We start from the raw sequence: 24,676 nt of genomic DNA on the forward strand, positions 1-24,676 counted from the left end.
TATTGTCTAAATATACAAATGAAATTTTTAATTTATTTAATTTAATATCTTACTTATTTTTAATCCCAAATGAAGTTTTAATCTTCCTTCCGATTCTTGCAGACAACAACCTGTAACCTCTTCAATTCTTTGCAATCTATATTTAATTGTATTAGGATGAACAAATAAATCTTTCGCTGCATCAACGACATTAAAATCCCTATTAAAATAAGCAATTAAACTTTCAGTCAAATGCGCATCATGCGTAAGATCGTACGTCAAAAGTTGACCGATAGTCTCGTCATAAAATAACTTTACGTCCAAGTTCTCTTTTAAAAGGGAGAGAATCCTATATACCCCCAATTCGCCAAAATAAATGCATGTGTTATGCCCATATATCGGGCGTCCAAGTTGTATTGCCTTGCTAGCTTCAGCATATCCCTCGCGCAAACCATTAATCCCAGGATATGGTCTAGATATACCTACCGTAAAGGTGTATTCAGGAATATCTTTTATTAATTTTTTTTGTATTTCTTCCATTTCAATTTTAAGATGATTAATAATAGTTACTTGATCCTCATATCGATCATAAGGACATAACAAAATAAATTTATCATTCCATAAAATAATAATAACTTTGCGAAATTTATCTTGTGCTAGTCTTTCAATACTTTTCAATCCTCTTTGTTTAAATCCTTGAAAAGATAATTCATTGTCTAACTTATTTTCAATCAAACGCTTAACGTGATCTATATCAAAGATAGACACTACATAATCCATTGATAAATCCCAGTGAAATAATCGTGATTTTTCATTTATCTCCTCATCAGACGGTATGTTACCCAAGAGAATCTCCGACATAAAATCATTTTTATATTTTTGTTCCACTTCAATTTTTGTTCTCACTTCTAAAATTTGCAGTGATAGAAGTGGAATCACACGTTCAAGTATGGATAAATCATTTTGAGTAAATGTTCTTACCGTCTGCCAACATGTTAAAATACCCTCTAATTCTCCATTCAATATAATTGGGGCAACAATACACGGTAATACAACTCCATCTAATTTACGAGTCATACCCAAAGCACGCTTTGTTTTTAACAATGCTGTTCGTTGACTGATAGTTAAAGGTGTAATAACACTATTTGTATTCCTGAATAATAAAACATCAGAGACCTCCGATTCTAAAGTAACAAAATTGTGAATAAATTTTTCAATAATTTCAATTAACATTGAAAAATTTTTTCCTTCCATCGCCATTTCAGACAATACATAAAAGAAATTTTCTATATGTTCTCGATCAAATGATTGTTTATCTAAAATAAGCCCAGTTAAAGGAGTAATAATATCAATGTATTTTACATCTTTATCTATTTCAATAATCGGAAATTTTAAATTATTAGCCGCTTCGAGTATGCACTCTGGAATTTCATCAAAGAATCGATGGGTTTTTATAGCAAGCGCAGCACAGCCTTTTTCAACCAGTTGATAGACCAATTCTGACTGCGCTTGGATATCATCCTTAATTGCATATAGGCTAGTAAGTAAGAAATCCTTACCATTTAACCATTCAATTACATCAGGAACCTCCATCACTGTAACATACTCAATTTCTCTATCTATTCCATTTTTCCCTGCTACTATATTACAATGTGCAAGGCCACCAACTATCATAGCTTCTGCAACCGTTACTTTCACCATTATTCCTCCTTTTTCCATAAATACAGTTTATTTGCTATCTTTTTTACCAATTAGATTGACAACTCGTTGACGGCTTTATCAATTGACCAATTGGTCCTGTGATTGCTTTACCATCTTCCATCACTTGAATCCCACGTAAAAAAGAAGCAATTGGAGCACCCTGAATCTCCATACCTACAAATGGATTAATTTTATTCTTTGAAAACAACTCCTCATTACTTAACTTTCGAATGACATTCATATCAACTATAGTAATATCTGCATCGGATCCTTTACTTAATGCTCCCTTTTGTCCATACAACCCCCAAATCCGTGCTGGGTTCTCAGACAATAATGCAGCAACTTGATTAAGTGTGATTTTTCCTTGTGATGCGGCATGTAACATCAATGGAACAAGTGTCTGAACTCCACAGGCACCTGCAGGTACAGTCCAAATATCGCCCTTCTTTTCTTTCTCTTCATGAGGTGCGTGATCAGATCCTATTGTTTGAATCACTCCACTCTGAATGCCTTCCCAAAGTTTATTTTGATGATATTTTTCCCTTATAGGAGGGTAAACCTTCATATTCCCATTTAATCGTGAATAGTCTTCATCAGATAATACAAGATAATGAGGACACGTCTCTCCTGTAATCGGCAACCCCTCTGCCCTCGCAGACTTAATACACTCCAAACCTTCGCTAGAAGATACATGCACAATATGAAGATGTACACCTGTAGCTTTAGCAAGCATTATTCCATTTTGAATCGTTATCGCTTCAGAAAAAGGTGGACGTGAACGTAAAAATGATGCGTAATCAATATGACCAGATGCACGCTCCTGCAATGTTAAACGTGTAATGATGTAACTATTTTCAGCGTGAATAGCCAATGGTTTTTTTAATTGTTCAATAACTCTAAATGCATCGTAAATTTCGCCTTCATCAGGAGGCATCATAACATCATCCGCACTTGAAAAATTGTAAATAAGAGCTAGTGTCTTTTTATTTAATCCGTATCCCCAAAAAAGCTTAAATCCTACGACACCAGCTTTAGCTAATCCAGGCAAGTCCTTTTGATTAAGGTCTCCTAGTACCATACCCCATAATCCATAATCTACATATGCTTTAGATTTTAATTCTCGCACTCTTAAGTCAAAGGATTCAACGTCTTTAACTGGAGGAATACTATTTGGCATCTCTAAAATAGTAGTCACACCCCCTGCCGCTGCAGACATCGTCGAGTGAGCGAAGTCCTCCTTATCAGTTAATCCTGGATCTCGGCTATGCACGTGCTCATCTATAAAACCTGGGAACACATATTTCCCATCGGCATTATATATCTCTCTTGCTTTTGTTCTATCTATTTTTCCAACAGCGGCTATTTTACCATCTACGATTCCAATATCATTCCTACTGGTCAATTGCGGAGTTACAATCAACCCATTTTGAATGACTAAATCAAACATCATCATTACCCCCTACACGAATTAATAAATACATACAATAATAATTAAAAATTACTTTTGAAGGAGGCGATAATATCTTTACCTCCCTCAAAAGTAGTAATAAACCTTAAAGTTTATTTCCTTAATACTAATTTATTGTTATCTTTAGTTAAATAATAAATTTTATTGAAAATTAATTTTGATTAAGCTGGTAACTCTATACCCTTTGTTTCCGGAACCAGAAGCCAAGTAAATAATGCTGCAAATGGATAAACAATAAACAAGAACCCTAGAGCTGCATATAAAGACATATGCACGGCAAGCAAACCGATAAGAAGAGGGCCAAATCCACCCCCGATTCCTCGTCCTGTACCAAATATGAAATTTTCAGCAGTTGATCTTGCTGCGGTAGGAAAATGCTCTGATAAAATTGCACCATATCCACCCATCCCACCGTTGACAACTGCCCCAAGTACGAATCCACCAAATAACACTATACTTGGATTTGAAATAGAGAAATAAATCGGGATTACAATTGCTGTAAGTAAAAATAAAGTAATATACATGGGTTTGCGACCAATTTTATCGCAAAGTACCCCAAATAAAATAATTCCGCCAATCATACCCGCGGTGGTGATTAATTCCCATTCCGTAGTATCAGCCAAACTATAATGATGGTACTTAGCAAGTGCCGTTGGCATCCAAATCATAATGCCATAATATCCAAAATTTTGAACTGCAGTCATAAACCAAAGTCCAATAGTAGCCTTTGCACGCGTAGTTGTATTAAATAAATAGACCAGAGGAAATTTTTTATTTCCGCTACTTTTATTTTCTTCAAAAATTGCAGGTTCTTTTATTTTTAAACGAGACCATACTGCCAATGCAGCAGGAATTACACCTACTACCATCACACCCCGCCAACCCCAAATTGGCATAACCAACAATGTCACGATTGAAGCTAATAATGCACCTATACTAAAACCTACTGCTACATACGATCCGGCACGAGCACGCCACTTACTTGGCCAAGTTTCTGTCACAAGTGCCATTCCAATACCAAACTCTCCTCCAATACCAACTCCAACAAGAAATCGTAAAATCATAAGATATTCATAACTTGGTGAAAACGCTGAAATGCCTGTTGCTAATGCATACACTAAAATAGAATAGGTAAAAGTTTTCACTCTACCAAAATAATCAGCTAAAAAGCCAAAGACATAGGCCCCTAACCATGTACCAATCATGGTTGCTGTAGCAATTGATCCAGCTTGAATGGTCGTTAGTGCAAAAGTGGCCACAATTGCCGGTAACGTATATGAAATAATAAGTTGGTCTAAGCCATCAGCTAAGTAGCCTAACCCAGCTGCCCAAATATTTCGTCTTTTTTCTGTTTGCGAAACTTCAATTATGTTCGTTCTCTCAATTGCAGCCTCCAGCATTCTTCATCATTCCTCCTGCTTTAAATTTAAATACTTCCTTTTCTCGTAAACTTTTAATCATAACTTTTAAAGAGTTTATAATTCTACTAATTAAGAAAAACTTCTTCCACCTCCAAATCATCCTATGAACTAGTGAAACAATTTGTCTGATTGTATAATATTCATCTGGTTAGCATGATAGATATCATAACGTAGTTTGTAAAAAAAGTCTTTGTTATTTTGCACAATTACTAAGAATCAATCTTATTATTATTGACAAACATATAATAAAAACCTCTATATTTATTCGAAATGATTCTTTATAGTGAAATATGAGAAGCCGTCATTTTTTCAGATGTAATTAAATATGACATTAAATGATATATTATTTATACTAATTGTCTTGTTATTAGATCAAGTTTAATGTGTACATTCCCCTAGGTAAACGTCATTATGATAACCTTTGGTCTGACCTTCGATGCATTTCACCTTCATGCATTTCACCTTCATGCATTTCACCTTCATGCATTTCACCTTCATGCATTTCACCTTCATGCATTTCACCTTCATGCATTTCACCTTCATGCATTTCACCTTCATGCATTGCTCATCACGCCATGTGAAATACTCCGCCATATCTAAGTATTTATGTCCCATTTGCCACTTTACTTTCTTCTCCATTAACAATGCACCAATGAGTCTAGTTACGGAATCTCGGTTCGGATAGATATGAATCACACTGTCACGACAACGTATCTCATCGTTTAGCCGCTTGATCCCGTTAGTTGTGCACAGTCGATCGCGATATCGGTCAGGAAGGGACAGTGCCGCCGTACTATCATCAAATCCGTTCTCAAGAACAGCAATGGCTTTTGCTGCTTCTCCCCGTATTCCTCCAAGACTTTGTTTATCAACAATTTCGCTGTTTCTAAGTCGGGTACATTGAGAATGGCACGTACCTAACCGTACAACTCGTCGTGTAGACTTTTTGGTGTCGTATCCAAAAAGTTACGCATGAAGTGTATTTGGCACCGTTGCCTTGTGCTACCCTGAAACTAAGATTGTAGTGCCTTTACAAGTCCGCTGTGGCTATCTAACCCTACCATGTCCACACCGCGTAGATCTCAACTTTTCAGCCATGTAAAGAACTCAGACCAATTCCCCGTTGACTCACTATCACCAATCATCATGCCAAGAATTTCTCGATATCCTTCTTCATTCACACCGATCTCAATCATCACCGAACGAGCACGGACACGTGTATTTGCTAACGGTACTTTGAGCCACTTTGATCAACTGAGTGAGAGCCACTTCGCATGGAAGTTGATCTAAATATGGGTGCACTAGACATGCAGTCTCCAGGGGTATAACTTGTCGCGAAAGCGCGATCTCCAAGGAATTCCGCGAGGCAAGCGAGCCTATCATACCCCTCACTCCACGTAAATTGCGCTAGTTTGCTGGAAATATGGTGGCTCTCGTTGAAACGATCGAAGTGGCTCAACTGATGTGTAGCGAAAACAACACGTCCATCCTATTGACTTAGTACAAAATTTTAATCTTTACTTGCAGTTGACAGTATAACTAGATCCTTACTTCGCTAATCTTAGAGAGTTTCAGCTTGTTACCATCAAGCGAATTTCGGCCTTGAGGATAGGTGAACGAGTCATATCATCCTATGGATTTGCAACATGTATGTTTTGCAAGTGAAAAGTACATAGTATTGCAGTAAATGTTTTCATAGGACACTACCAAAACAGAGAATTAGAATTTCATATTAGACAGCACAATATTTTAATCGGTAGCTTTCGCCCGTGAAGGCCAGGATGTATGCATGGAGTATCAATCGGTCGACAAGTGCAGTGGTGAGTCGGTTGTCTCTAAATATGGTTCCCCATTAGATTAGACATCACAATGACACTCCTGCTCTCGCAAAAATGAGAAATCACGTGAATAACAGCGGAGTACCAGTTTAGTGAAATGGTGTACATCCTATTTCATTCAAGATGAGTAGTGCGTAGTCTTGTTATTCTATGTGAAACCGCACTAGCGTCCCATCTTCATTTTTCTTTTGCAGCATAGCCACTGACTCGTGTACCCGAAAGAATCTCTCCTCCTTGCCACAAGCCGTAGGTGTCAGAACTTGCATGTTGGGCATGATCGTAAAGTTTTATACGTTCGAGGATTTAGTGATTCGTCTATCTGATCCGAAGAGACGGTCACTGAAATGGTGATATGAGCCTGTGGATCGAGAAGGATCAAAATTGCTATTTAAAGTAATCCCCAATTGTTACGAAAGCTGAATCTAGTGGTTACAAAGAATCTCGAGTCCTACAAATGGGGATCCGTGATTACGAATGACCAATTCGTTGCAAATAAAATTAACCCCCCTCGCACATCACAAACATTTGCTCGTCTTCGAAGTCGACAGATATATAATGTAGCATGCTTTGATAAAACTGTAATGAAAAATATCCATATGTTAGATTGTTGTGTAGATACACACAATTTTTAGGATATTTTCGTTTGACAAAAAACAACGTAATTATTTATTATGAACCCTTTTCATCCTTCTGCTAGTGCCACTTAGGCAAAATAGTGTTCTATTCACTTAAAATCACTACAGAACTTCATGTTGTAAATGTTATGCACAAATTAATTGCGATTCTATGACTTTTATACTAGCGAAAAACAAATATTGTCTCTTCCGTGAGACTTCATTATCCTTTGATCATTAAGCAGACAAAGGTGTATAATATCCCTCCCCACTACATCAGCAGTCAATCCGCTGGTTCCGTGCTATGTCGTTCGGAGATGAACCAAACGAAAACCACTTGCAATGATTCAAGATAACGATAGTTCACCTATTACTTAGGAAATTTAAATCAAATATTTAAGTTTCTATTAGACTGACAATGGTGTAGAAATATTCTTTGCTGTTGTTTTACACATATCATGGCAATGAGCCTCAGATCCACAACACACTGAACAGATCCCCCCTTTATGAAATGGACAATAGACCATATCAATTGCCTCAAATTGATCGTGACAGTGCGTACATGTCGATAAAGAAGCTGAGCTTGGCTGTACCTGTGCTGTACTATTTACGTGATAGGTCTTGCCTCGAGTTATCAATGCTATAACAGGAGGAAGAACTAACCCTAATACCGCTGATACAAATGGAGCCAAACTAACCCCCTCAGACCCACCCATTCCAAACGCTAAAGGGATTGCTACTACTAAAGCACCAACTAATGACCCTACTCCAACAATATTGAAATGAGGAAGAAATGCTCGTTTATATTCATAGTTAGGCGGACTTAGCTTGAGCATCCATTTATTAAATAGCGTATCGGACACTACACTCATCGCCCACGCAATAATAAAAACTCCTTCGAATGTAAGGATCTGTAGCATACGAGAAAATATATCGCCCATCATTAAGATAGTTCCAAGAATAGCAGTTAAAACTCCCCACCATTGGCGTCCGGGTGTGAAGTGGAAAACACGAGAGAAGAAGTTTGAATATGCAAGAGATCCACTGTATACATTGACAGTATTAATACGCACCTGTGTAATAAGAGCAATTAATAACCCTCCAAAACCTAAAACGGACATAAAGTAAGTGCCTGGATTACTTTGATTCAATTCTAGTCCAAAATAGGATCCCATTAAAACAACGACTAGAAAAGTAAATCCCATCACCATATAGCCATTAAAAAACGATCCAATTCCTTTGTCTTTTGGACGAACAAAACGACCAAGATCCGCTCCTTGTGTTCCCATACTAATGAGAGCAAAGACAGTAGCCGCTAATTGAAGAAGAATGGGACCTGAAGTAGTGGAAGGTGCTACTGCCGGATGATAACTTAACCATGGAATTTGATGAATCATATGTGCGACATGATACCAAACAATACCCATCGCTAAAATATAAATAGGAAGTGTAATCCACATTAACCAGTTTAAAAAAACCATCCCCCACGTAGCAAATACAATAAAAATAACCCCAATAAGAATTTCCCATACTAAATTCGGGACAGTCGGAATTCCAGAATGTAACGCGGCAACTAAAATAGACCCTTCAAATGCAAAAAACATGATATAGTTAAAACTATAAACAATAGAGGCAATTGCTGATCCCATAAAGCCATACCCACTACCTCTAGTGATTAAATCACTATCTAATCCTGTTTGGGATCCAATCCAGCTAAAGAAGAATCCAACTGACCCAATCATAATGACGCCAAAAACCATTCCCAAAATGGTTGGTATTGTGCCATATTCAAAAGTTAGTTCACTTCCCCAAGCCAGGAAAAACATGGCTGTTGAGGACCCAATTAGCACGCTAAAAATACTGGACCAATGCCATAGGCGAAAACTTTGCGGAACATAACGTAACGCATAGTCTTCACGACGGTCTCGTGAGTTTGAGTGCTTCACTATTTAACCCCCCAATTAAATAAACATAAATTCAAAATCCCATTTTTGAGATTACTGCTAAATTTAATTAAGGACTATTATGTAAGTACAGCACTAAATAACATCTATTATGGTGTAATTCACACTGCTCCTCTAAATAAATTATTTAATTCTCGTATATTAATCTGAATAGTAATATAAAATTATAAAAAAATCAATATTTAGTTTTTATGTTCCGGAATTGGATCAAGTCCTAAATGTGGTGTAATTTCGCCTCACGGTAGATATTAAGTTATGTCAGCTGACTTACTGCAGTATCAGTTGTTTTACTATTTTTTTCTGTTATTATGCACGTAAAATACTCTTCCATATCCAGGTATCTTTTTACTTTTAGTTTTTAGTTCAGTACGTCAGTGTATACCTGAATTTTTAATTGTGTTGTATTCATCAAACTTTTTTGTCAAACGATCTGCAATTAATCGTCTAGTGGCTCCCTTACGAGAATCATATTCACCCTATTGTCTCTGTGAAACAGTTGAGTGGTAGGTATTTAAAGTAACATCAACTCTTGATCATGTAATTTATAATGATAATTTCTTTATTAAACATATAATCTCCCATCATTTAAACATAGCAATAAAATCCTTTTTTTATCTTATTTTTAAGTTCATCTCTTAATTTAAGCATGTATCGCTTTCCTTTAATAACCCAAACATATACAAACCACCGCTTTAAACGCCATCAAGCGTTAAAGCGGTGGTTCATTGATATATCTATTTTTTATCTTTTACTTAAATGAATGCCATCTTTAGTAAAAATTATATGGCTACATCATTAACTGTCTCTAGTGCAATACCCGTAGTTCTTGGGGCGAATACTCCAATATCAATCATAATGAGAACCATAGCAGCCGCCACCGCACTAAACATCGCAACGACTCCATCAGCGTGTAAAATAGGAAGAAGCACAAACGGCATTACCCCACTCATTAATCTGCTTAAACTATAGCCCCAGCCTGCTGCAGTTGCACGAACTGGTGTAGGGAATATTTCTGCTTGAAAAATGTGAAACCCATTTGAAAAAACATTACTAACAAGCGTGTACAAAAACCCAAAGAGAACAATAACAATTGATGAACTTGCTAATCCAAACAGAAGTCCAAATAGCGCCATGTCAAAGGCGGATGAAACAATTATCCATTTGCGTTGGATACGTTCCAAGATCAGCAATGATAATAGTGACCCGATTGGATATCCTATAAATGAAAGTGATGTGAATTCAACGCAGTTGTGTCAGGAGTCCCCCACTTCTAAACGAAGTGAAAGTGGGGGAGGAATGGCATGTATTTATTTTCAGTAATTTTATGATATCATATAATTACTGAAAAGAGGTGATGAATGTGGAACTCATACGCACCATTCGATTGAAGTTACTCGTATCACCTGAACAAGCAAGTGAACTCAACGCATCATTGAAGGCAAATCGTGATGCACTGAATTTTGCTAGTCAAGTTGCTTTCGACCATGGTGGAATTAGCGCATATAAGCGATTGCAACCATTGACTTACCACAGGTTAAGAGAAAAATTCGGACTCAAATCACAAATGGCGTGCAATGTCTGCTCTACGGTGGCAGGCACGTATGCCAGCGCCAAGAGCAATGGCCGACTTTTACTGGCAAACTTCACGCATAGTAAATTGGTCTACTCGTACAATCGTGATTACACCATCCAGCCAGCGTCACAAACGTTATCACTAGGCACACTGTCAAAACGGATCAAAGTTCCTTACCTAGTTGGAGAATATTATCAACCGTATCTCCATCATGAGATGTGGACATTTGGATCAGCAGAATTAGTGCCGACTCGCAAAGGATTTTCATTGCACGTCACCGTGAAACGCGAAATCGCAGAACCGCTCTCTCGTGATTGTGATGCGATGATTGGCGTAGATCGTGGTATGAATTTCTTGGCTGTTGCCACCAATCAGATGGACGAAGTGATGTTCTTCAAGGGACGCTCGATCAAGGATAAGAAAGCTACATTCGTCCGTCAGCGCAAAGAATTGCAACGCAAAGGCACTCGATCAGCAAAACGAAAGTTGAAACAAGTTGCTGGACGAGAAAACCGTTTTATGACAGATGTTAATCATCAAGTAGCCAATGAAATCATCACCTTTGCCAAATGTTCTGGCAGTCATCCTTGTATCGTGCTAGAAGATTTGACCAACATCAACTTGAACACTGTGGTTCGGTTGAACGACCGCTATTGGCGATTCTCATGGGCGTTTGCCCAATTGGAAACGTTCATACGGTACAAAGCATTCGCAGAAGGAATTCCTGTACTCTCCGTCTCCGCGAAATACTCCAGCCAGCGTTGTCCCAAGTGCGGACACACTGCAAAGGCAAATCGAGATAAGAAACGGCATCGCTTCGAGTGCAAAAAGTGCCATTACCAGTTGAATGATGACTTAATTGGTGCTAGAAATATACGTGAACGTGGCGTAGAGAAACGTCACCAGAACGAGGTAGCAGGAGCATGACTCCTCCTATCAGGCTGACCGTCAGCCAGCCTCATGTCGCGACTGTGTGTTCTCGCAAGGGAACCGTAAAGTGGGAGGCGTAAGCCGTTCACCACCAGGTCAGTGGCAAGCTCCCACTTCTAAACAAAGCGTAAGTGGGAGTAGTTGACGCAAGGTTTCAGGTACGGCTGCATAATTCAGTGCAACAAAGGGACCTTTAGAGCGTCGACTCTCAGAATGAATACCTTGAGCCAACATTTCCTTTCCGGTTCCCGACTCACCTTGCAAAAGTAACGTCGAATCAACTGCAGCATATCGGTGTGCTAAGCGAAGTAGGTGTTGCATCGGTTCAGACTCAGCAACTAAATGAGACAACGTCCACTTTGCTTGAAGTCCTTGTTGACTTATATTACGCCTGATTGTCTCCTCATATTGTTGAAGTTCTGTAATATCCCGCATACTCGATACTGCCCCTATTAATTCATCATTGTAATACACAGGGGCTCGGTTAATAATTGCGGTGTGAGATTCAAGTCTACGAATTTCATCGTGATGAAAACTTTGATCAGCCAGCACGCGTAATAGACTTGCTTTTGGATTAATGGTTGCAATATTTCCTTTTGTTGCTTCACTGATGGATATACCAAGAAAATTAGCCCCAGCTTCATTTATGATAATTATACGTCCGTCATTATCCACTCCAACTATTCCATCATACGATAAATTAAAAATAGTCTGATAAAAATGCTTTTGGCGCTCTACATCATCCATAAAATCACTCCTTACAAGGCTACTATTACGGTAATTATATCATCAAGAAATTTTATTTAATGATTTTTTGTAATTTTTTTCCTTTTTGTAATTTGGCATATTCCAAATAGATGATTCTTTGCTCGCTTTATAGCTACCAAAACATTTACATAAGAATAAATTTTTAATTCATTTGTTCTCTTCGTTTTGTATTTTATTATTTCTACTTTATTACTAACACTAGATTTAGTTCTAGAATTATTTTTAGAACTAAATCTAGTGTTGTTTTTAGCCCTAAATTTAGTTATATTTTATTAACGAGTTGATATTCAGGAGGAATTTTTATGGCCGTGACCATTTCGTTTATGCTGCAAAAAGGTGGAGTCGGCAAATCCACTACTACAGGTATATTAGCCTACCTGCTTTCTCGTAAAGGAAAAAAAGTTTTAGTTGTTGATATGGATTCTCAAGGAAATGTAAGTACATTATTATCACAACGAAGTACTTATACGTTTTCTAACGAGACTGTTTTAGAAGCAATTGAAGATCAAGATCCGGTTCCGTATATTGTTAAATGTGGTGACTTACTTGATTTATTACCTTCCGATGACTTATTAGCTATTTACGGAAGAAGAATTTATGAATTACAGCATGAGGGTTTTAAAGGCTCCCCCATCTTGTATTTAAAAAACACTCTTGATTTAGTTAAGGATAACTATGATTACATATTAATCGATTGCCCGCCAAGTCTTAACGAGCAAACAACCTCCGCTTTATCTGCTTCAGATTATGTTGTTACTGTTTTACAAGCTGAAGTTTATGCTTATCAAGCTTTGGCCCGTTTTTTTGAAACGTTATTTCATATTAGAAACAACGTAAATCCCAATCTAGCTATGATTGGAATCGTTGTCGGTTTAATTGATCGATATACTCTTCAAGATTCGATTTTAGAAGAATGCAAAGAAGAATACGGCAGCCTTGTTTTTGGGTCTGTAATTCGTCGTTTGGCTAGAATCGCAGAATTTGCAACATTAGGAATTACCGATTCTAGAAAAGATCAAAAAGTCGCTTTAGAGCAATACGAAATTCTTTTAGATGAACTTCTAGAAAGAATTGAGAATAACTATCATGACAATTCAATTTATCTACGTGCATTAGAAAGTCGGTTAGAGTATGTCGAAGAAAAATTACTTGAAGATTTACCTGATATTAAGTTAGAACGTTTTGAGGAATTAAAGGATGATCTCATCAATCATATTAAAATAGCTAAGGAGTGGATTTAATGGCCAGTAACAAGGATCGTTTAAAATCTAGTTTGCGTTCAAATAGAACAAGATCTGCTCATAGTGCATTTATACCTAACGTGATTGATGATGCCACAATTCCCCCGTCGGACAATTTTGAAGATGAGTCCGATTTACTAATTTCTAGTTCTAGTGTTGATACTAGTTCTAGTTCTAGTGTTGATACTGGTTCTAGTTCTAGTATTGATACTGGTTCTAGTTCTAGTATTGATACTGGTTCTAGTTCTAGTATTGATACTGGTTCTAGTTCTAGTATTGATACTGGTTCTAGTTCTAGTATTGATACTGGTTCTAGTTCTAGTGTCGATACTGGTTCTAGTTCTAGTGTTGATACTGGTTCTAGTTCTAGTGTTGATACTGGTTCTAGTTCTAGTGTTGATACTGGTTCTAGTTCTAGTGTTGATACTAGTTCTAGTTCTAGTGTTGATACTAGTTCTAGTTCTAGTGTTGATACTAGTTCTAGTTCTAGTGTTGATACTGGTTCTAGTTCTAGTGTTGATACTAGTTCTAGTTCTAGTGTTGATACTGGTTCTAGTTCTAGTGTTGATACTGGTTCTAAAAAAAATAAGCGCACTGAAAGTAAAAATCAGATTCCAGGAGCCGAAGAATATTTAGAACAATTTTTAAAAGAATCTGTGCAGAATTTATTTACGATTCAAAATGGGAAGCTAATAAAAAGAAAAAAAACAGAGACTTACACACATTCAACCTTGTATTTAGATAAAGATTTAGAGACTCGATTAAAAATGTACTTGAAGCAAAGTGAACTAGACCAATCTCCTTTTATTAATGTTGCCATAAGTTATTTTTTAAAACACCTAGGATATTAGATCTTTTAAGAGAGGAGTAAAACAATGCCCCGTTTAAAAAGATCAAAAACCATTGAAAACTGGACAAACGAAATATTAACTTCAGACAGTGATATAGGGGATGTAGAAACACTATTTGAAGTAGCTGCAACATCACTTGCACAAGAAAATCCATTAAATAAAATTAACAAACAGTTATCTTCAACGCAGGCCATGCTCATTGAAGCTTTAAAAGTAAAAGAAATCTCAAGTAACATAAAAAATGAAGAAGACATTTCAAAATTCAGTACGCAAGTGAAAATTTTGGAGTTAGCAATAGATAAACGTCAGAAACTTCACAAGGAAAGAACATATTTCCTTGAACAAAAGGTAGCAGAAGCAGGGATATTTGCAGTACAAAAAAATAACCGTAAAAAAAATGACACTGGGAAAATTGTACGTAAAATACGTAAAGGAACTCTTAGATATACAGTAGGAGAAGAGCTAACTCCATTTGATGCGAAAGTTTTAATGTCATTGCATAAACTATGGGAAAACAAAGGAAAAACTAAAGAGCTCACCGTGAACATGTATGAGATACTAAGGGCCTGTCATCTTACTCCTAGCGGAGATTCATACAACTTACTAGAAAACTCACTACTGAGACTTTTTAGAGCTGAAGTTGTTCTTCAGGATATTGGTGATAACACAGAGGAACGGACATTTATTCATCTACTACAAGAAGTGGGATTTGAACGTGGCCGAGCAGAACAAGGAAAAGATGCAAAGTTTACTGTGATGTTTACTGATAGGATCTACAATTCCATGGCTGCTGGCTATTTTGAACGATTTAGCGGAGCATTATTAGCTGATCTTTCCAGTGGGACTGCACAAATACTGATGATAGCTCTACAACCTGAATTCAGGAAAAGTATTTATGAATGGACCCTCGATGAAGTGTGTTTAATGATCGATCTAACATCTGGTAGACCCTCTACAAGAAGAACCTCAATCCAAAAAGCATTATCTGAATTGGAAACATACAAGCATATTAGTAACTATCGAATATGGGATGACTATTCAGGGTTAACAAAAGTATGGGCAACGCCTGGCAGCATACTTTTAGAAGAAGATATTGTAATTAAAGACAAATGGGAGCAATATTCTGGTGAAATTAAAGACTGGTGGTTAAAAAATAAAAGCACAATAGATAGCTAAAATGCATTTAGAACTATTTTATAAAAAAAATTTCTAAAATAAACGTACATTAAGCCACGTGGTATACGTCATTTGAACCACGTGGTTTTGTACATTTAACAACGTGCTTTTGTCACTCGAGCAACGATGTGTGTCATTTGAACCACGTGGTTACGTCATTTGAACCACGTGGTTTTGTAGTTTGAACCACGTGGTTGTCATAGCTTTAGTTAAAACATTAAACTAGTGACAAATAAGATAACTACCAATCCTTACTAGAAACAAAAAGGACCATAGGCGGCAACCTAGGTCCAAGAATTCCACTCAAAGAAATACACACAAAGAAACTAAACAAATTAAAGCTGGATAACCATACATCATCCTTCAAACAAGGTTGTTATACGCTAATTATATTAAAAAACAGCGGTAATCTCAACCCTTTATTAGAGTTTGAAAAAAAAGATGTTACATGGCGTCCTGTTTTAAGACGGAGGTCTCATCCATGAACAAAACAGAAACCATCGTAATTGATTTAAACGAAAATTATTCGATTAATCATAGTGTAGATATAGAAATTGAAGCACGTAAAACAAATTGTATTGTAAAAAAAGGTTGGAACAAAGGATATTTTACTGTACCAAACACTATATTTTCAGCAGAAATTAGCGGGTATGCTAAAAGCGCTTTTTTTGCTTTATGTAGGTATGCAGATATAGAAGGTCAAGCATATCCAAGTTATTCAACTTTAGCTAAAGATATTGGATTCTCTAGAACGAAAACTATTGAAGCCATTCAAGAATTAGAAGAGAAAGGTTTACTAATAAAGAAAAATAGAATTAACACTAGAAAGAGAGAGTATCACAGTAATCTGTATACATTGATACATCCCAGTATTGCAAATGAAACTAATGAAAAAGAAACCATAATATTGGAAAACAGTATTATCAATTTAGATAACTCATTTGGTAATAGCTATATTAAAAAAGATGATAGTATACAGTCCACAACACGACTACCTAGTACGCCACACGAACTCAAAGAAAAACACTTAAAAAACAAGAAAATAATAAAAGAGATATATATTAGCACTGAACTAGAATCTGAATTAACAAAGGGCAACATTCAAAAAAATACAACTGCTAACAAAGTATGTAAGAAAATTGAAGAAGCCCATCAAGACACACAATCAGTTCATAAAAAAAATTGTCTAACTGCAATCACTACAAACAATACGGACACATTAAAAATACTAAACAATACACAAGAAGAAAAAATACATAATCGTGAACAGATATCAAATGAGAAAAGTACACATGTAATTCAGCTAGACATAATCACCCAACTGTACACAGAAAATAAATTTCATCCGAATTTAAACACTGTAACGCTAGAACAATTAAGTGATTTACTTAAAAAAATAGGTATAGACCTACTACAGGAAGCTTTAAAGACAGCTATTCAATATAACGCATGTAGTTTACGTTATGTAGAAATGGTCATCAATACTTTACTAGAAAAGAATAAAAAACAAGAAATCGTAATGTTGAAAAAGCTTAACAAACCTCAATATAAAAACAATAAACAAGATAATTTGAGGAAACAGAAGAAATCGCAATTCTCACATGTAAAACAGAGTAATTTAACAATAGCAGAAGCTCGAGCAGCAGGATTGGAATCAGAGTGCGTACAAACAAATAAATATGAGGAAATTAACGCTAAAATTGCCCTATTAACGAAAAAGGAACCCTATTCAATACCAGATGAAGATCAATTCCATTCAACACAAATGATCACAAAAAGAGATTCAGCAAGGATAAACGATATTCTACAAAAAGAGAAAACAAAACGAGAAACTCTAAACGTATTAGAAGACAACCAATCTGCGAGTTTGCTAAGTAGTTTCGATATCAAAATAAGTAATAATGAAACTCGCAAAACTGAACAAGTAATAATAAAAACTAAGACAAATCATGCAAATCAATTCATAGAAGGATTAACAACAGTAGAAAGAGCACAACAGGAGATACATGATTTATTTGGTGCCATGAAAACGAACAATAAGGTAAAAAATCAACAATCGAATATGGTTGAACAAAGTAGTAATCCAAACAACACACTTAAACAAGGGAAATACGGACGATTTAGTGCACTCCATAAGGAAAAGTAAAAATAAGATTTAACTAATCCTAAAAGAGTAGTGAAAATGGAGGGTTTTTAGGCTTGACAACATGCTACGATTTTTGCATACGGAAATCTCAAACACGAGTTTGCCATTTCTAGTACACTATGTCTAACAGGAAGAGGAGGAATAACTTATGAAAAAAATACTAGCTAGCGCAGTAGCGGCATCGCTTGTCATGGGGACGGTCGTATCTACGTTTGCATTCGCGCAAACACAGTCGTATACGTCATCGAACATCGTGATTAACGGACAAGCAGCGTACCATCCAGACGAGTTTGTAGCGAATGGAACCACCTATATGCCGATTTGGTACGTCATGCAAGCCCTTGAACAAGTAGGCTACAAGAGCACGTGGAACGGGCATGTATGGGCGGTCACCTCGCCAAATAACGCGACAGCCTTACACATTGTAGCGAAAACGGGACATACGCTGATCTCGGTGAATGGGCAGTTGGTGGAGTATGAGATTCCGACGATGGTGGCAAACGATCCGACGAGTGATGGCAATTCAACCACGTACATGCCGATCTGGTATGTCCAGCAGTTGCTCAACAACGTAGGGATCACGACGGATACGTGGAACGGAACAACGTGGACGATAGGAACTGCGAGTGGAGACAGCACCAAGACGTCTACAACGAGCACAAGTACGCCGTCTACAACCAGTACCAAGACGCCTACAAATGGCATGGCGACGAAACTCGAAGCGGCTGTTGATTTTTACAACTTTGATGAAAACGTGGCAAGAAAGTATACGCCAGTGTTGTATACCGGCGAATATGAACTTCCCAATGCAACGCCAGATCCCTATACGGACGTGCCACAATCCGATTGGGCAGCTGTGCATTACGATTTGTTCCACGGTCTGATCACGGCTGATTCGGCAACGCTGTTTGGCTCAAACGATCCTGCAACAGCGACAACGATGGATGAACAGTACATGTGGAGCATGGGGATTCCGAAAAATTCTCAGCTACAACTCTCGTGGAATCCAGGTGACGGAAACGCCGTGCAATGGGCGAACTTCTATGACTTGAATACGGGTGTGCCGACCAGTGGAGACCTGACCGTGAGCCAGTTAAACCAGTTGGAGCAAAATTTTGTGACCTCACAAAAAGGTTGGTACGAAACGAGCAATGGTGTGTATCACTTCGCCTTTGCGCCGTATAACACGTATGCGCTGACGACTGGCGGAACGACGATGAGTGCAAAAGATGTGTTGTCTTTATTAAGACAAAGCCTTGTGTATGCAACGGATATCACATTTAAAAAAATCGGTGGTAGTGGTAGTCAGCCAGATCTGTTGTGGACGTTACCTGGGTTTTCAATTCACAGTTCGTTTGTTTTAGGGATCAATGGTGGGAGTCAACTTACAGCCAGTACGAACGGCGGAAAAAGTTATCAATCGTTTGACTCGATCGGTGATGGACATGGGTACGCATCGGATACCACTCTAAACGGTGGAACAAACGATCCGTCCAATCCCGTGTACGTTAAGAATCAAGATGGAGCCATGATTAGCGTAGGTCCAATGCCTGTAGGTATGGGCTATGGCTCTGCTATAGAATTCACGGATGCTGGAGTCCCTGAAGTACAACAACAGAGTCAAGGTATGTAAGGGTATGAACCATTTTTTGAAGGAGGATGGGATGTCGTGTGAAGAAACGATGGTCAATTTTTTCGTCTCTGGTGCTCGTGTCCTCTTTGTTTGCGTCTGATGGCACGGCAGTATTTGCCCAATCGTATGTAGGCAACGGTACACAAGTGGGGACGGCTGGAACGCTCGGGTACTACGATGGGCAAGTCACGATCTTAGGTTCCAATGGACAGCCTTACCAGAACGGCAACAACAATACGCCATTTAGCTTGTATTACAGTACCACGACAGGGCTGAATACTTATTCATTTCTACATGCCGTTTTTGAATATGCACCCGAAAGCGTTTCGTTAAGCGGCTTCAATAGTGGCTCAGGTCAACTTTGGCACGTGGATGAAGTAGCCAACAACTTTGTGCCAGTCACCAGTGCAAATGGCTACCTGATGATCTCGAATACCGAACGATCCGCTTGGGTCAACGCATTAAACGGCAATCTAGCCTATGTGGATCAAGCCGAATCAAGTAGCTCTATTGCCGATGGAGAAGAGTACGATGCCGAGTTCCAAGACAAAACAACGAGAGAAATGTTCCCACTCTACGATTTCCCTGCCATCGTCCTTGATTCAGGCGATGAACTGGTGAGCGGATCGAATGGTCTAGGACCTGTAGATGTGATCGTCACACCGAAACCCACGGCGTCCATTAGTGCGAGTAACCCGATCATCGGGCAAGGCCACACGGAGACACTCACAGGCACAGGAACAGTCAGCGCGTATGGGACGAGCTATCACTATGCAGGGGTGTCCATCACGAATGCGGCAACAGGGGTGTCCGTACCACAGTCGGATATCACTTTTGCAGGTAATGATGGTGAAGCCCCGATTCAGACACCAAGCGGTGGAACGATGTACGAAATGAATACGGGTGATGGTTCGTATTCGGACACCATCCACGTCAATACCAAAGACCTTACGGCAGGAGCCTACTCGGTCACGTACGATGTATCAGATTATCGGGATCGCTTTGCACCGGCTACGACGACGAGTTTTACGGTGCGATCGAAGGCGATACAACCGACACCACAAGGACCGCTTTCTCTTGCAGCGAATCCAACATCTACGAAAGTAGGTCAAGGTGTCACCTTGTTAGCTGTATATCAAGGGCAGGTAGCCAATGATCGTGCGATTTACCTGCATGATCTAAGCGGCGATCATACACTCAGTGGATCGAATATAGCGGCAGGAATGGATGGACAAAGCGTTATTCAAGATAGTGCTGTTGCCCAAACGGCGGAAACGGTTGAATATGAAGCCGCTTTGGAATTACCAAACGGCACCTATATACACTCGAATCCTGTGTATGTTACATGGAAAAACGCCTCACAAAGCGGTGGTTCAGGCGGAGGGGGAAGTGGTTCAAGTGGCGCAGGAAATGGATCGAGTGGGGGTGGTTTAGGAAGCTGTAGCAACGGACCCATTCCACAGAAACCGATCGAACAAGTGCTTGAACAAAGCACGTCGTGTACCAGTCAAGGATATGACAAGTTAACATGGGTGGATACGAATTGGGTGCTACAAGCCACCACACATACAGGTGTGAAGGGAGTCTGTACAGGGGATTATACCACGTATCAATGGGTGGACGAGCCTGTCACGTATGATCATATCTACGTGGACAATCTACAAAACCTAGAAATTAGCGGGTTACTCATGGATCCCGGAGTACCTGGCGATCCTTGGTCAGATGTCAATCAAACAGCCACTCAAGTCAGCAAAAGGGTGACCGTTGACGACACCATAACAGGACAGCAGTTACCGACGTATACCAATCCGTATGCTGGTGTGAACGGTGCACCCTATGTGTATGTACGTCCTGCAGGTGGATTTGGGTTTAGGATTTTATGGACAGGGAGTCCGTTTGACGTGATGCAGTCGATGGATGTGACCTTTGTCATGAAAAACCCAGACGGAACGACACGCACATGGACAGAAACGCCTACAACGAAGTATCCAACCAATTTGGACACAGCCACATTGGATCGAGTGGACATCATCAATCCGTATGATGGCGCCAATGGGTATGCGCCTTATGCTGGCCAATACGCATCAGCCTATACGCCGATTCCTAAGTACGTCAACCGCTTGGATGGACAACAACATCTTGAATTAGCGGCGTGGAATATGACAGGTGACGCCAGTACAGCAGCAACGATCACAGCAACGATTACCGTTAATACGAATTGCGGTTCGGTGATCACCACCATACCGAATATCGCGCAGTTGTTTAATGATCCGACATGGTACTTTATTCACCAAGTACCGAATAGCAGTGTACCTCAAACTGGTATCACATGGGTCAAGCTATACAACGATCCGACGGATGGAGAAAGCATGCCAACGACACCGGCGCAAGTCAATGCGCAAGATGCAGCGTTTTTGAACGCAAATCCAGAATTAAAGGGACCTTGATTCACGCAAAAGACCGCTTGGAGACACTCTCTAAGCGGTCTTTTGTCTGTGGTACGACATGATGGTGGTTCCGTTTGTTCGCCTTGCAGGGTGAAGGCGAATTTTTTTGCGCAAAAAAAAGAGTAGTGAAAATGGAGGGTTTTTAGGCTTGACTTTCTTCTATGCTTGATGAGCAAGGAGGTGAAACAACTGAAAAAGTGGTTGCGACTGCTATCGCCTATTTCAAAAATACCGACCAATCGTAATGAACTGATCCTTTGGTTGATCGTGAAAGGATTCATGTACTTTGTGGGACCAGGTATGCTTCTCGCTATGTTTGGCATTCTTGTGGCAGGTTCTATTTTCGCCTTTTTTATTGGGGATTTTACGGCTAGCGGAAACGGAACGGTGTCAGCGAACGGTCAAGTAACGTTATCTCAGACGCAACAGATTCAAGAGCATGTGTTGCAAAAGCGCGAGCAAATCGTAGCCAACCAGTGGCAAACGGGACTGGACGCATCACAGATCGAACAAGTGCAGACGCAACAAGTCAATGTTCCATCCGCTTTGTTGATGAGTATAGGGAAAGTCGTGAACAATCTTCAACCGCTACAAGCCAGCCTGTACTATGGCTACTTCATGCCACAGTATACGTGGATTCATGAAGTGGATATCAAGGAAACCTTTCACGATGTGACGACGTGTACACCCAAAGGGACGTGCAAAACCACGTGTGTCGAGAACCAACAAGAGACTCCAGTGACGTTCCTCTCCTATGCCAACACGTGGGATGGCACGTTAACCGATACGTATGTCGATGTGACGACAGGGCATGCTGGATGCCCTGATGGAGTATGGACATCGACGTGGGAGTTGCTAAGTAGCCATAGGACCTATTCGTGGGCCAAAGTGTGGAATCTATTCGCTCATATCAAGACGCAACAAGGAACGTTTATCGAGGATACCGCAAATCGTGATGTGTTAGCGGGCATGATCGGAGCGGTCGATCCATCGCTTGGTGATCCGTATGTGCAACACATGGTCTCTGGATTCAACATGGTGTTTCAAACAGGTGGACTACCGCCTGCTGGATCGAATGAACCGTTACCAAGCGCAAAGGTGATGTCCATTTTACAACAAGCCATTGGCATCGTCATGGCCTACAACACGGCTCATGACATATCGGGTGGTGTCAATGAAAGTTGGTTGCCCTACTTAGCCATCATCGTCATGCATGAATCCGGTGGGAATCCAGATGCGGTGGACCCCATTCTTGTCGATGGAGAACATGCGTCAGGTCTCATGCAAATGCTTCCGAGTACGTTTGTCAGCGATCATCTCGGTGCGTATACAGACATTTGGAACCCATTAGACAATGCGATTTCAGCCATTGGACATATTGAATCAGCGTGGGGAAACCCAACGAACATTCCTGGTGTGGTTGCAGGTACAGGCGTGTATCACGGGTATTAAGATGTGAAAAAAGTGGAGTGAAAATCGAGGGTTTTATGCTTGCTTTTTCCGTTAGTCTATGAATAGAAACACAGAAATCATCTAAGGGAGCGATTGTTTTGAATCATCAAGTGTGGAAATGGACTGCAGGAAGTCTAGCGATCATGGGTCTTTTAAGTGGATGCGGTACACAACAGGCCGCTCATACGACACCTGTTTCGACGACAGAGAAAACGATCTCAGCGCCCGTCACGAAGTCGCCTCTTGCAACGATGGACTTCGTGAATGGTTTCATGAAGCCCTATGATGTGAAACCGTTGTTTGCCCATCAGATCGTCAATGCAAGTGGCCAAACGATTCAGATGCCTACAACGAAACCTCTGTTATTTTTTGCTTGGTGGTGTCCGCATTGTCATGCAGCGCTTAAAAACCTACAACAACTAGGTGATCTCAAGGATGTGGAACTTGTCAGCGTGTATCTCGATGCGAATGGAAAAACGGTCACCACGCTTGCCCAAGCGAAAGCACTCACGGCATCCGGCTTGCATGAGGCAGGTATTTCCGTTCCTGCAAGTGCCATCGATTATGTCATGCCAACGAGTCCGATCAACAACATCATTCAAGGCGTACCGATGATCGTAGGGAAGGTTGATCATACGTGGGTAGCGATGGATGGTGAACCGACCCATCCGATGCACATCTGGGCAGATGTTATACACAGGGTAAGGGGGTAAAACGATGCTGTATGTCACCTTTGAAACCGATGTGCGCGAACGATTTGTTGGATCTCAGTGGCTGCAATATCCCCAAATGGCCAAAGACACACCGTTTCAAGCAGGGGATGTCGTTGTACTCACAGAGTGGTTTGCTCAGACAAGGCAAGACACCATTGATCTGATTCACCTGATCCGCCGCGCTAACGCTCGTGTCGTCTATATCGGAACACAAGCGAATCAATCCGAAGAACTCAACAAGCAACTCGTCCTTTTAGGTGTCTATGACTTCTTTTTTGTCGACAAGGCGCTGGAATTACGCTTGGTGGAGCGCATGATTGATCATCCAAAAACGGCGCAAGATGTAGCGATCTATATGGATGACTTTGCCGTTCATACGAAAGAACCAGAACTTTATGATGTGCTAGAACCGGAATCGAAGGAATCCGAAGAAGTGGCTGTCACGTTGAATCACGTAGAACAGGAAGGGCGAGAAGAAGCTAAAAAACGGTTTTCCTTGCGTAAACGAGAAGAAAAAGAAGAACAACGACCGATCCTATCACCGCCTAAGCTCAAAAAAATCGTATGGGGGAAACCAGAACCCGTACGGATTCATGTGATGGGTGATGCGGGGTCAGGGCGCACATGGATCGCTTGGAATCTAGCGGCACTTTGCCAAGCGCGCAATTGGTCAACGGCGATTGTGGATACAGACATGCAACCGTTATCGGCATGGGCTGCACCTGAATCGTGTCATGTGTACACGAAAGAGCCGACAGGCT

At 39.8% G+C, this 24,676-nt stretch carries 16 protein-coding genes and 2 pseudogenes; 10 read left to right on the forward strand and 8 right to left on the reverse strand.

Going from position 1 to position 24,676, the window contains the following annotated elements; all coding sequences use genetic code 11:
- Positions 1 to 36: 36 nt before the first annotated feature.
- From MM817_RS12595 to MM817_RS12620, 7 genes and pseudogenes are all read right to left on the reverse strand, one after another.
- Complete coding sequence (locus MM817_RS12595) at positions 37 to 1,677, reverse strand: PucR family transcriptional regulator (protein ID WP_241715723.1); 1,641 nt, start codon at positions 1,675 to 1,677, stop codon at positions 37 to 39.
- A 46-nt stretch (positions 1,678 to 1,723) separates the two neighbouring features.
- Positions 1,724 to 3,127: an allantoinase AllB gene (allB, locus tag MM817_RS12600; protein WP_241715725.1), complete on the reverse strand. Its 1,404-nt coding sequence runs from the start codon at positions 3,125 to 3,127 to the stop codon at positions 1,724 to 1,726.
- A 182-nt stretch (positions 3,128 to 3,309) separates the two neighbouring features.
- Positions 3,310 to 4,548 carry an MFS transporter gene (locus MM817_RS12605; RefSeq protein ID WP_241715727.1) on the reverse strand — a complete coding sequence of 413 codons (1,239 nt, stop codon included), beginning with the start codon at positions 4,546 to 4,548 and terminating at the stop codon, positions 3,310 to 3,312.
- Positions 4,549 to 5,130: 582 nt separating this feature from the next.
- Positions 5,131 to 5,786, reverse strand: a pseudogene (locus tag MM817_RS12610) (IS256 family transposase); the annotation flags it as partial.
- A gap of 515 nt (positions 5,787 to 6,301) precedes the next feature.
- Entirely contained in the window at positions 6,302 to 6,412 is a 111-nt protein-coding gene (locus tag MM817_RS17440; RefSeq protein ID WP_419723396.1) for an ATP-binding protein, read from the reverse strand.
- Positions 6,413 to 7,428: 1,016 nt separating this feature from the next.
- Complete coding sequence (locus tag MM817_RS12615) at positions 7,429 to 8,967, reverse strand: purine-cytosine permease family protein (RefSeq protein WP_241715729.1); 1,539 nt, start codon at positions 8,965 to 8,967, stop codon at positions 7,429 to 7,431.
- Between the two features lie 797 nt (positions 8,968 to 9,764).
- Positions 9,765 to 10,175, reverse strand: a complete 411-nt coding sequence (locus MM817_RS12620; RefSeq protein WP_241715731.1) for an MFS transporter — start codon at positions 10,173 to 10,175, stop codon at positions 9,765 to 9,767.
- 164 nt (positions 10,176 to 10,339) lie between these two features.
- On the opposite strand from MM817_RS12620, the gene MM817_RS12625 reads away from it, so the two are divergent.
- On the forward strand, positions 10,340 to 11,485 hold the full coding sequence (locus MM817_RS12625; RefSeq protein WP_241715733.1) for an RNA-guided endonuclease InsQ/TnpB family protein: 1,146 nt from the start codon (positions 10,340 to 10,342) through the stop codon (positions 11,483 to 11,485).
- A gap of 99 nt (positions 11,486 to 11,584) precedes the next feature.
- Here MM817_RS12625 and MM817_RS12630 read toward each other — a convergent pair whose 3' ends face one another.
- Positions 11,585 to 12,235, reverse strand: coding sequence for a sigma 54-interacting transcriptional regulator (locus MM817_RS12630; RefSeq protein WP_241715735.1), 651 nt, complete (start codon positions 12,233 to 12,235; stop codon positions 11,585 to 11,587).
- A 323-nt stretch (positions 12,236 to 12,558) separates the two neighbouring features.
- On the opposite strand from MM817_RS12630, the gene MM817_RS12635 reads away from it, so the two are divergent.
- From MM817_RS12635 to MM817_RS12675, 9 genes and pseudogenes are all read left to right on the forward strand, one after another.
- Entirely contained in the window at positions 12,559 to 13,497 is a 939-nt protein-coding gene (locus tag MM817_RS12635; RefSeq protein WP_241715736.1) for a ParA family protein, read from the forward strand.
- Positions 13,497 to 14,348, forward strand: coding sequence for a hypothetical protein (locus tag MM817_RS12640; protein WP_241715739.1), 852 nt, complete (start codon positions 13,497 to 13,499; stop codon positions 14,346 to 14,348). Before MM817_RS12635 ends, MM817_RS12640 begins: the two co-directional genes overlap by 1 nt.
- Before the next feature lie 24 nt (positions 14,349 to 14,372).
- Positions 14,373 to 15,524, forward strand: coding sequence for a replication initiator protein A (locus MM817_RS12645; RefSeq protein WP_241715741.1), 1,152 nt, complete (start codon positions 14,373 to 14,375; stop codon positions 15,522 to 15,524).
- A 481-nt stretch (positions 15,525 to 16,005) separates the two neighbouring features.
- On the forward strand, positions 16,006 to 17,670 hold the full coding sequence (locus MM817_RS12650) for a helix-turn-helix domain-containing protein (protein ID WP_241715742.1): 1,665 nt from the start codon (positions 16,006 to 16,008) through the stop codon (positions 17,668 to 17,670).
- Positions 17,671 to 17,818: 148 nt separating this feature from the next.
- Positions 17,819 to 19,303, forward strand: coding sequence for a hypothetical protein (locus MM817_RS12655; protein WP_241715744.1), 1,485 nt, complete (start codon positions 17,819 to 17,821; stop codon positions 19,301 to 19,303).
- A 38-nt stretch (positions 19,304 to 19,341) separates the two neighbouring features.
- Entirely contained in the window at positions 19,342 to 21,750 is a 2,409-nt protein-coding gene (locus MM817_RS12660; protein WP_241715746.1) for a hypothetical protein, read from the forward strand.
- Between the two features lie 180 nt (positions 21,751 to 21,930).
- Positions 21,931 to 23,202, forward strand: coding sequence for a transglycosylase SLT domain-containing protein (locus MM817_RS12665; protein WP_241715748.1), 1,272 nt, complete (start codon positions 21,931 to 21,933; stop codon positions 23,200 to 23,202).
- 98 nt (positions 23,203 to 23,300) lie between these two features.
- On the forward strand, positions 23,301 to 23,915 hold the full coding sequence (locus MM817_RS12670) for a TlpA family protein disulfide reductase (RefSeq protein WP_241715750.1): 615 nt from the start codon (positions 23,301 to 23,303) through the stop codon (positions 23,913 to 23,915).
- A 4-nt stretch (positions 23,916 to 23,919) separates the two neighbouring features.
- Positions 23,920 to 24,676: pseudogene (locus MM817_RS12675) on the forward strand (hypothetical protein); the annotation flags it as partial.

The organism is Sulfoacidibacillus ferrooxidans (assembly GCF_022606465.1).
Lineage (GTDB): Bacteria > Bacillota > Bacilli > Alicyclobacillales > SLC66 > Sulfoacidibacillus > Sulfoacidibacillus ferrooxidans.

Coding starts and splice junctions, on each gene's coding strand:
- allB (WP_241715725.1), bottom strand. CDS start 3,127: ATGTTTGATTTAGTCATTCAAAATGGGTTGATTGTAACTCCGCAATTG.
- MM817_RS12605 (WP_241715727.1), bottom strand. CDS start 4,548: ATGCTGGAGGCTGCAATTGAGAGAACGAACATAATTGAAGTTTCGCAA.
- MM817_RS12625 (WP_241715733.1), top strand. CDS start 10,340: ATGAATGTGGAACTCATACGCACCATTCGATTGAAGTTACTCGTATCA.
- MM817_RS12630 (WP_241715735.1), bottom strand. CDS start 12,235: ATGGATGATGTAGAGCGCCAAAAGCATTTTTATCAGACTATTTTTAAT.
- MM817_RS12635 (WP_241715736.1), top strand. CDS start 12,559: ATGGCCGTGACCATTTCGTTTATGCTGCAAAAAGGTGGAGTCGGCAAA.
- MM817_RS12640 (WP_241715739.1), top strand. CDS start 13,497: ATGGCCAGTAACAAGGATCGTTTAAAATCTAGTTTGCGTTCAAATAGA.
- MM817_RS12645 (WP_241715741.1), top strand. CDS start 14,373: ATGCCCCGTTTAAAAAGATCAAAAACCATTGAAAACTGGACAAACGAA.
- MM817_RS12650 (WP_241715742.1), top strand. CDS start 16,006: ATGAACAAAACAGAAACCATCGTAATTGATTTAAACGAAAATTATTCG.
- MM817_RS12655 (WP_241715744.1), top strand. CDS start 17,819: ATGAAAAAAATACTAGCTAGCGCAGTAGCGGCATCGCTTGTCATGGGG.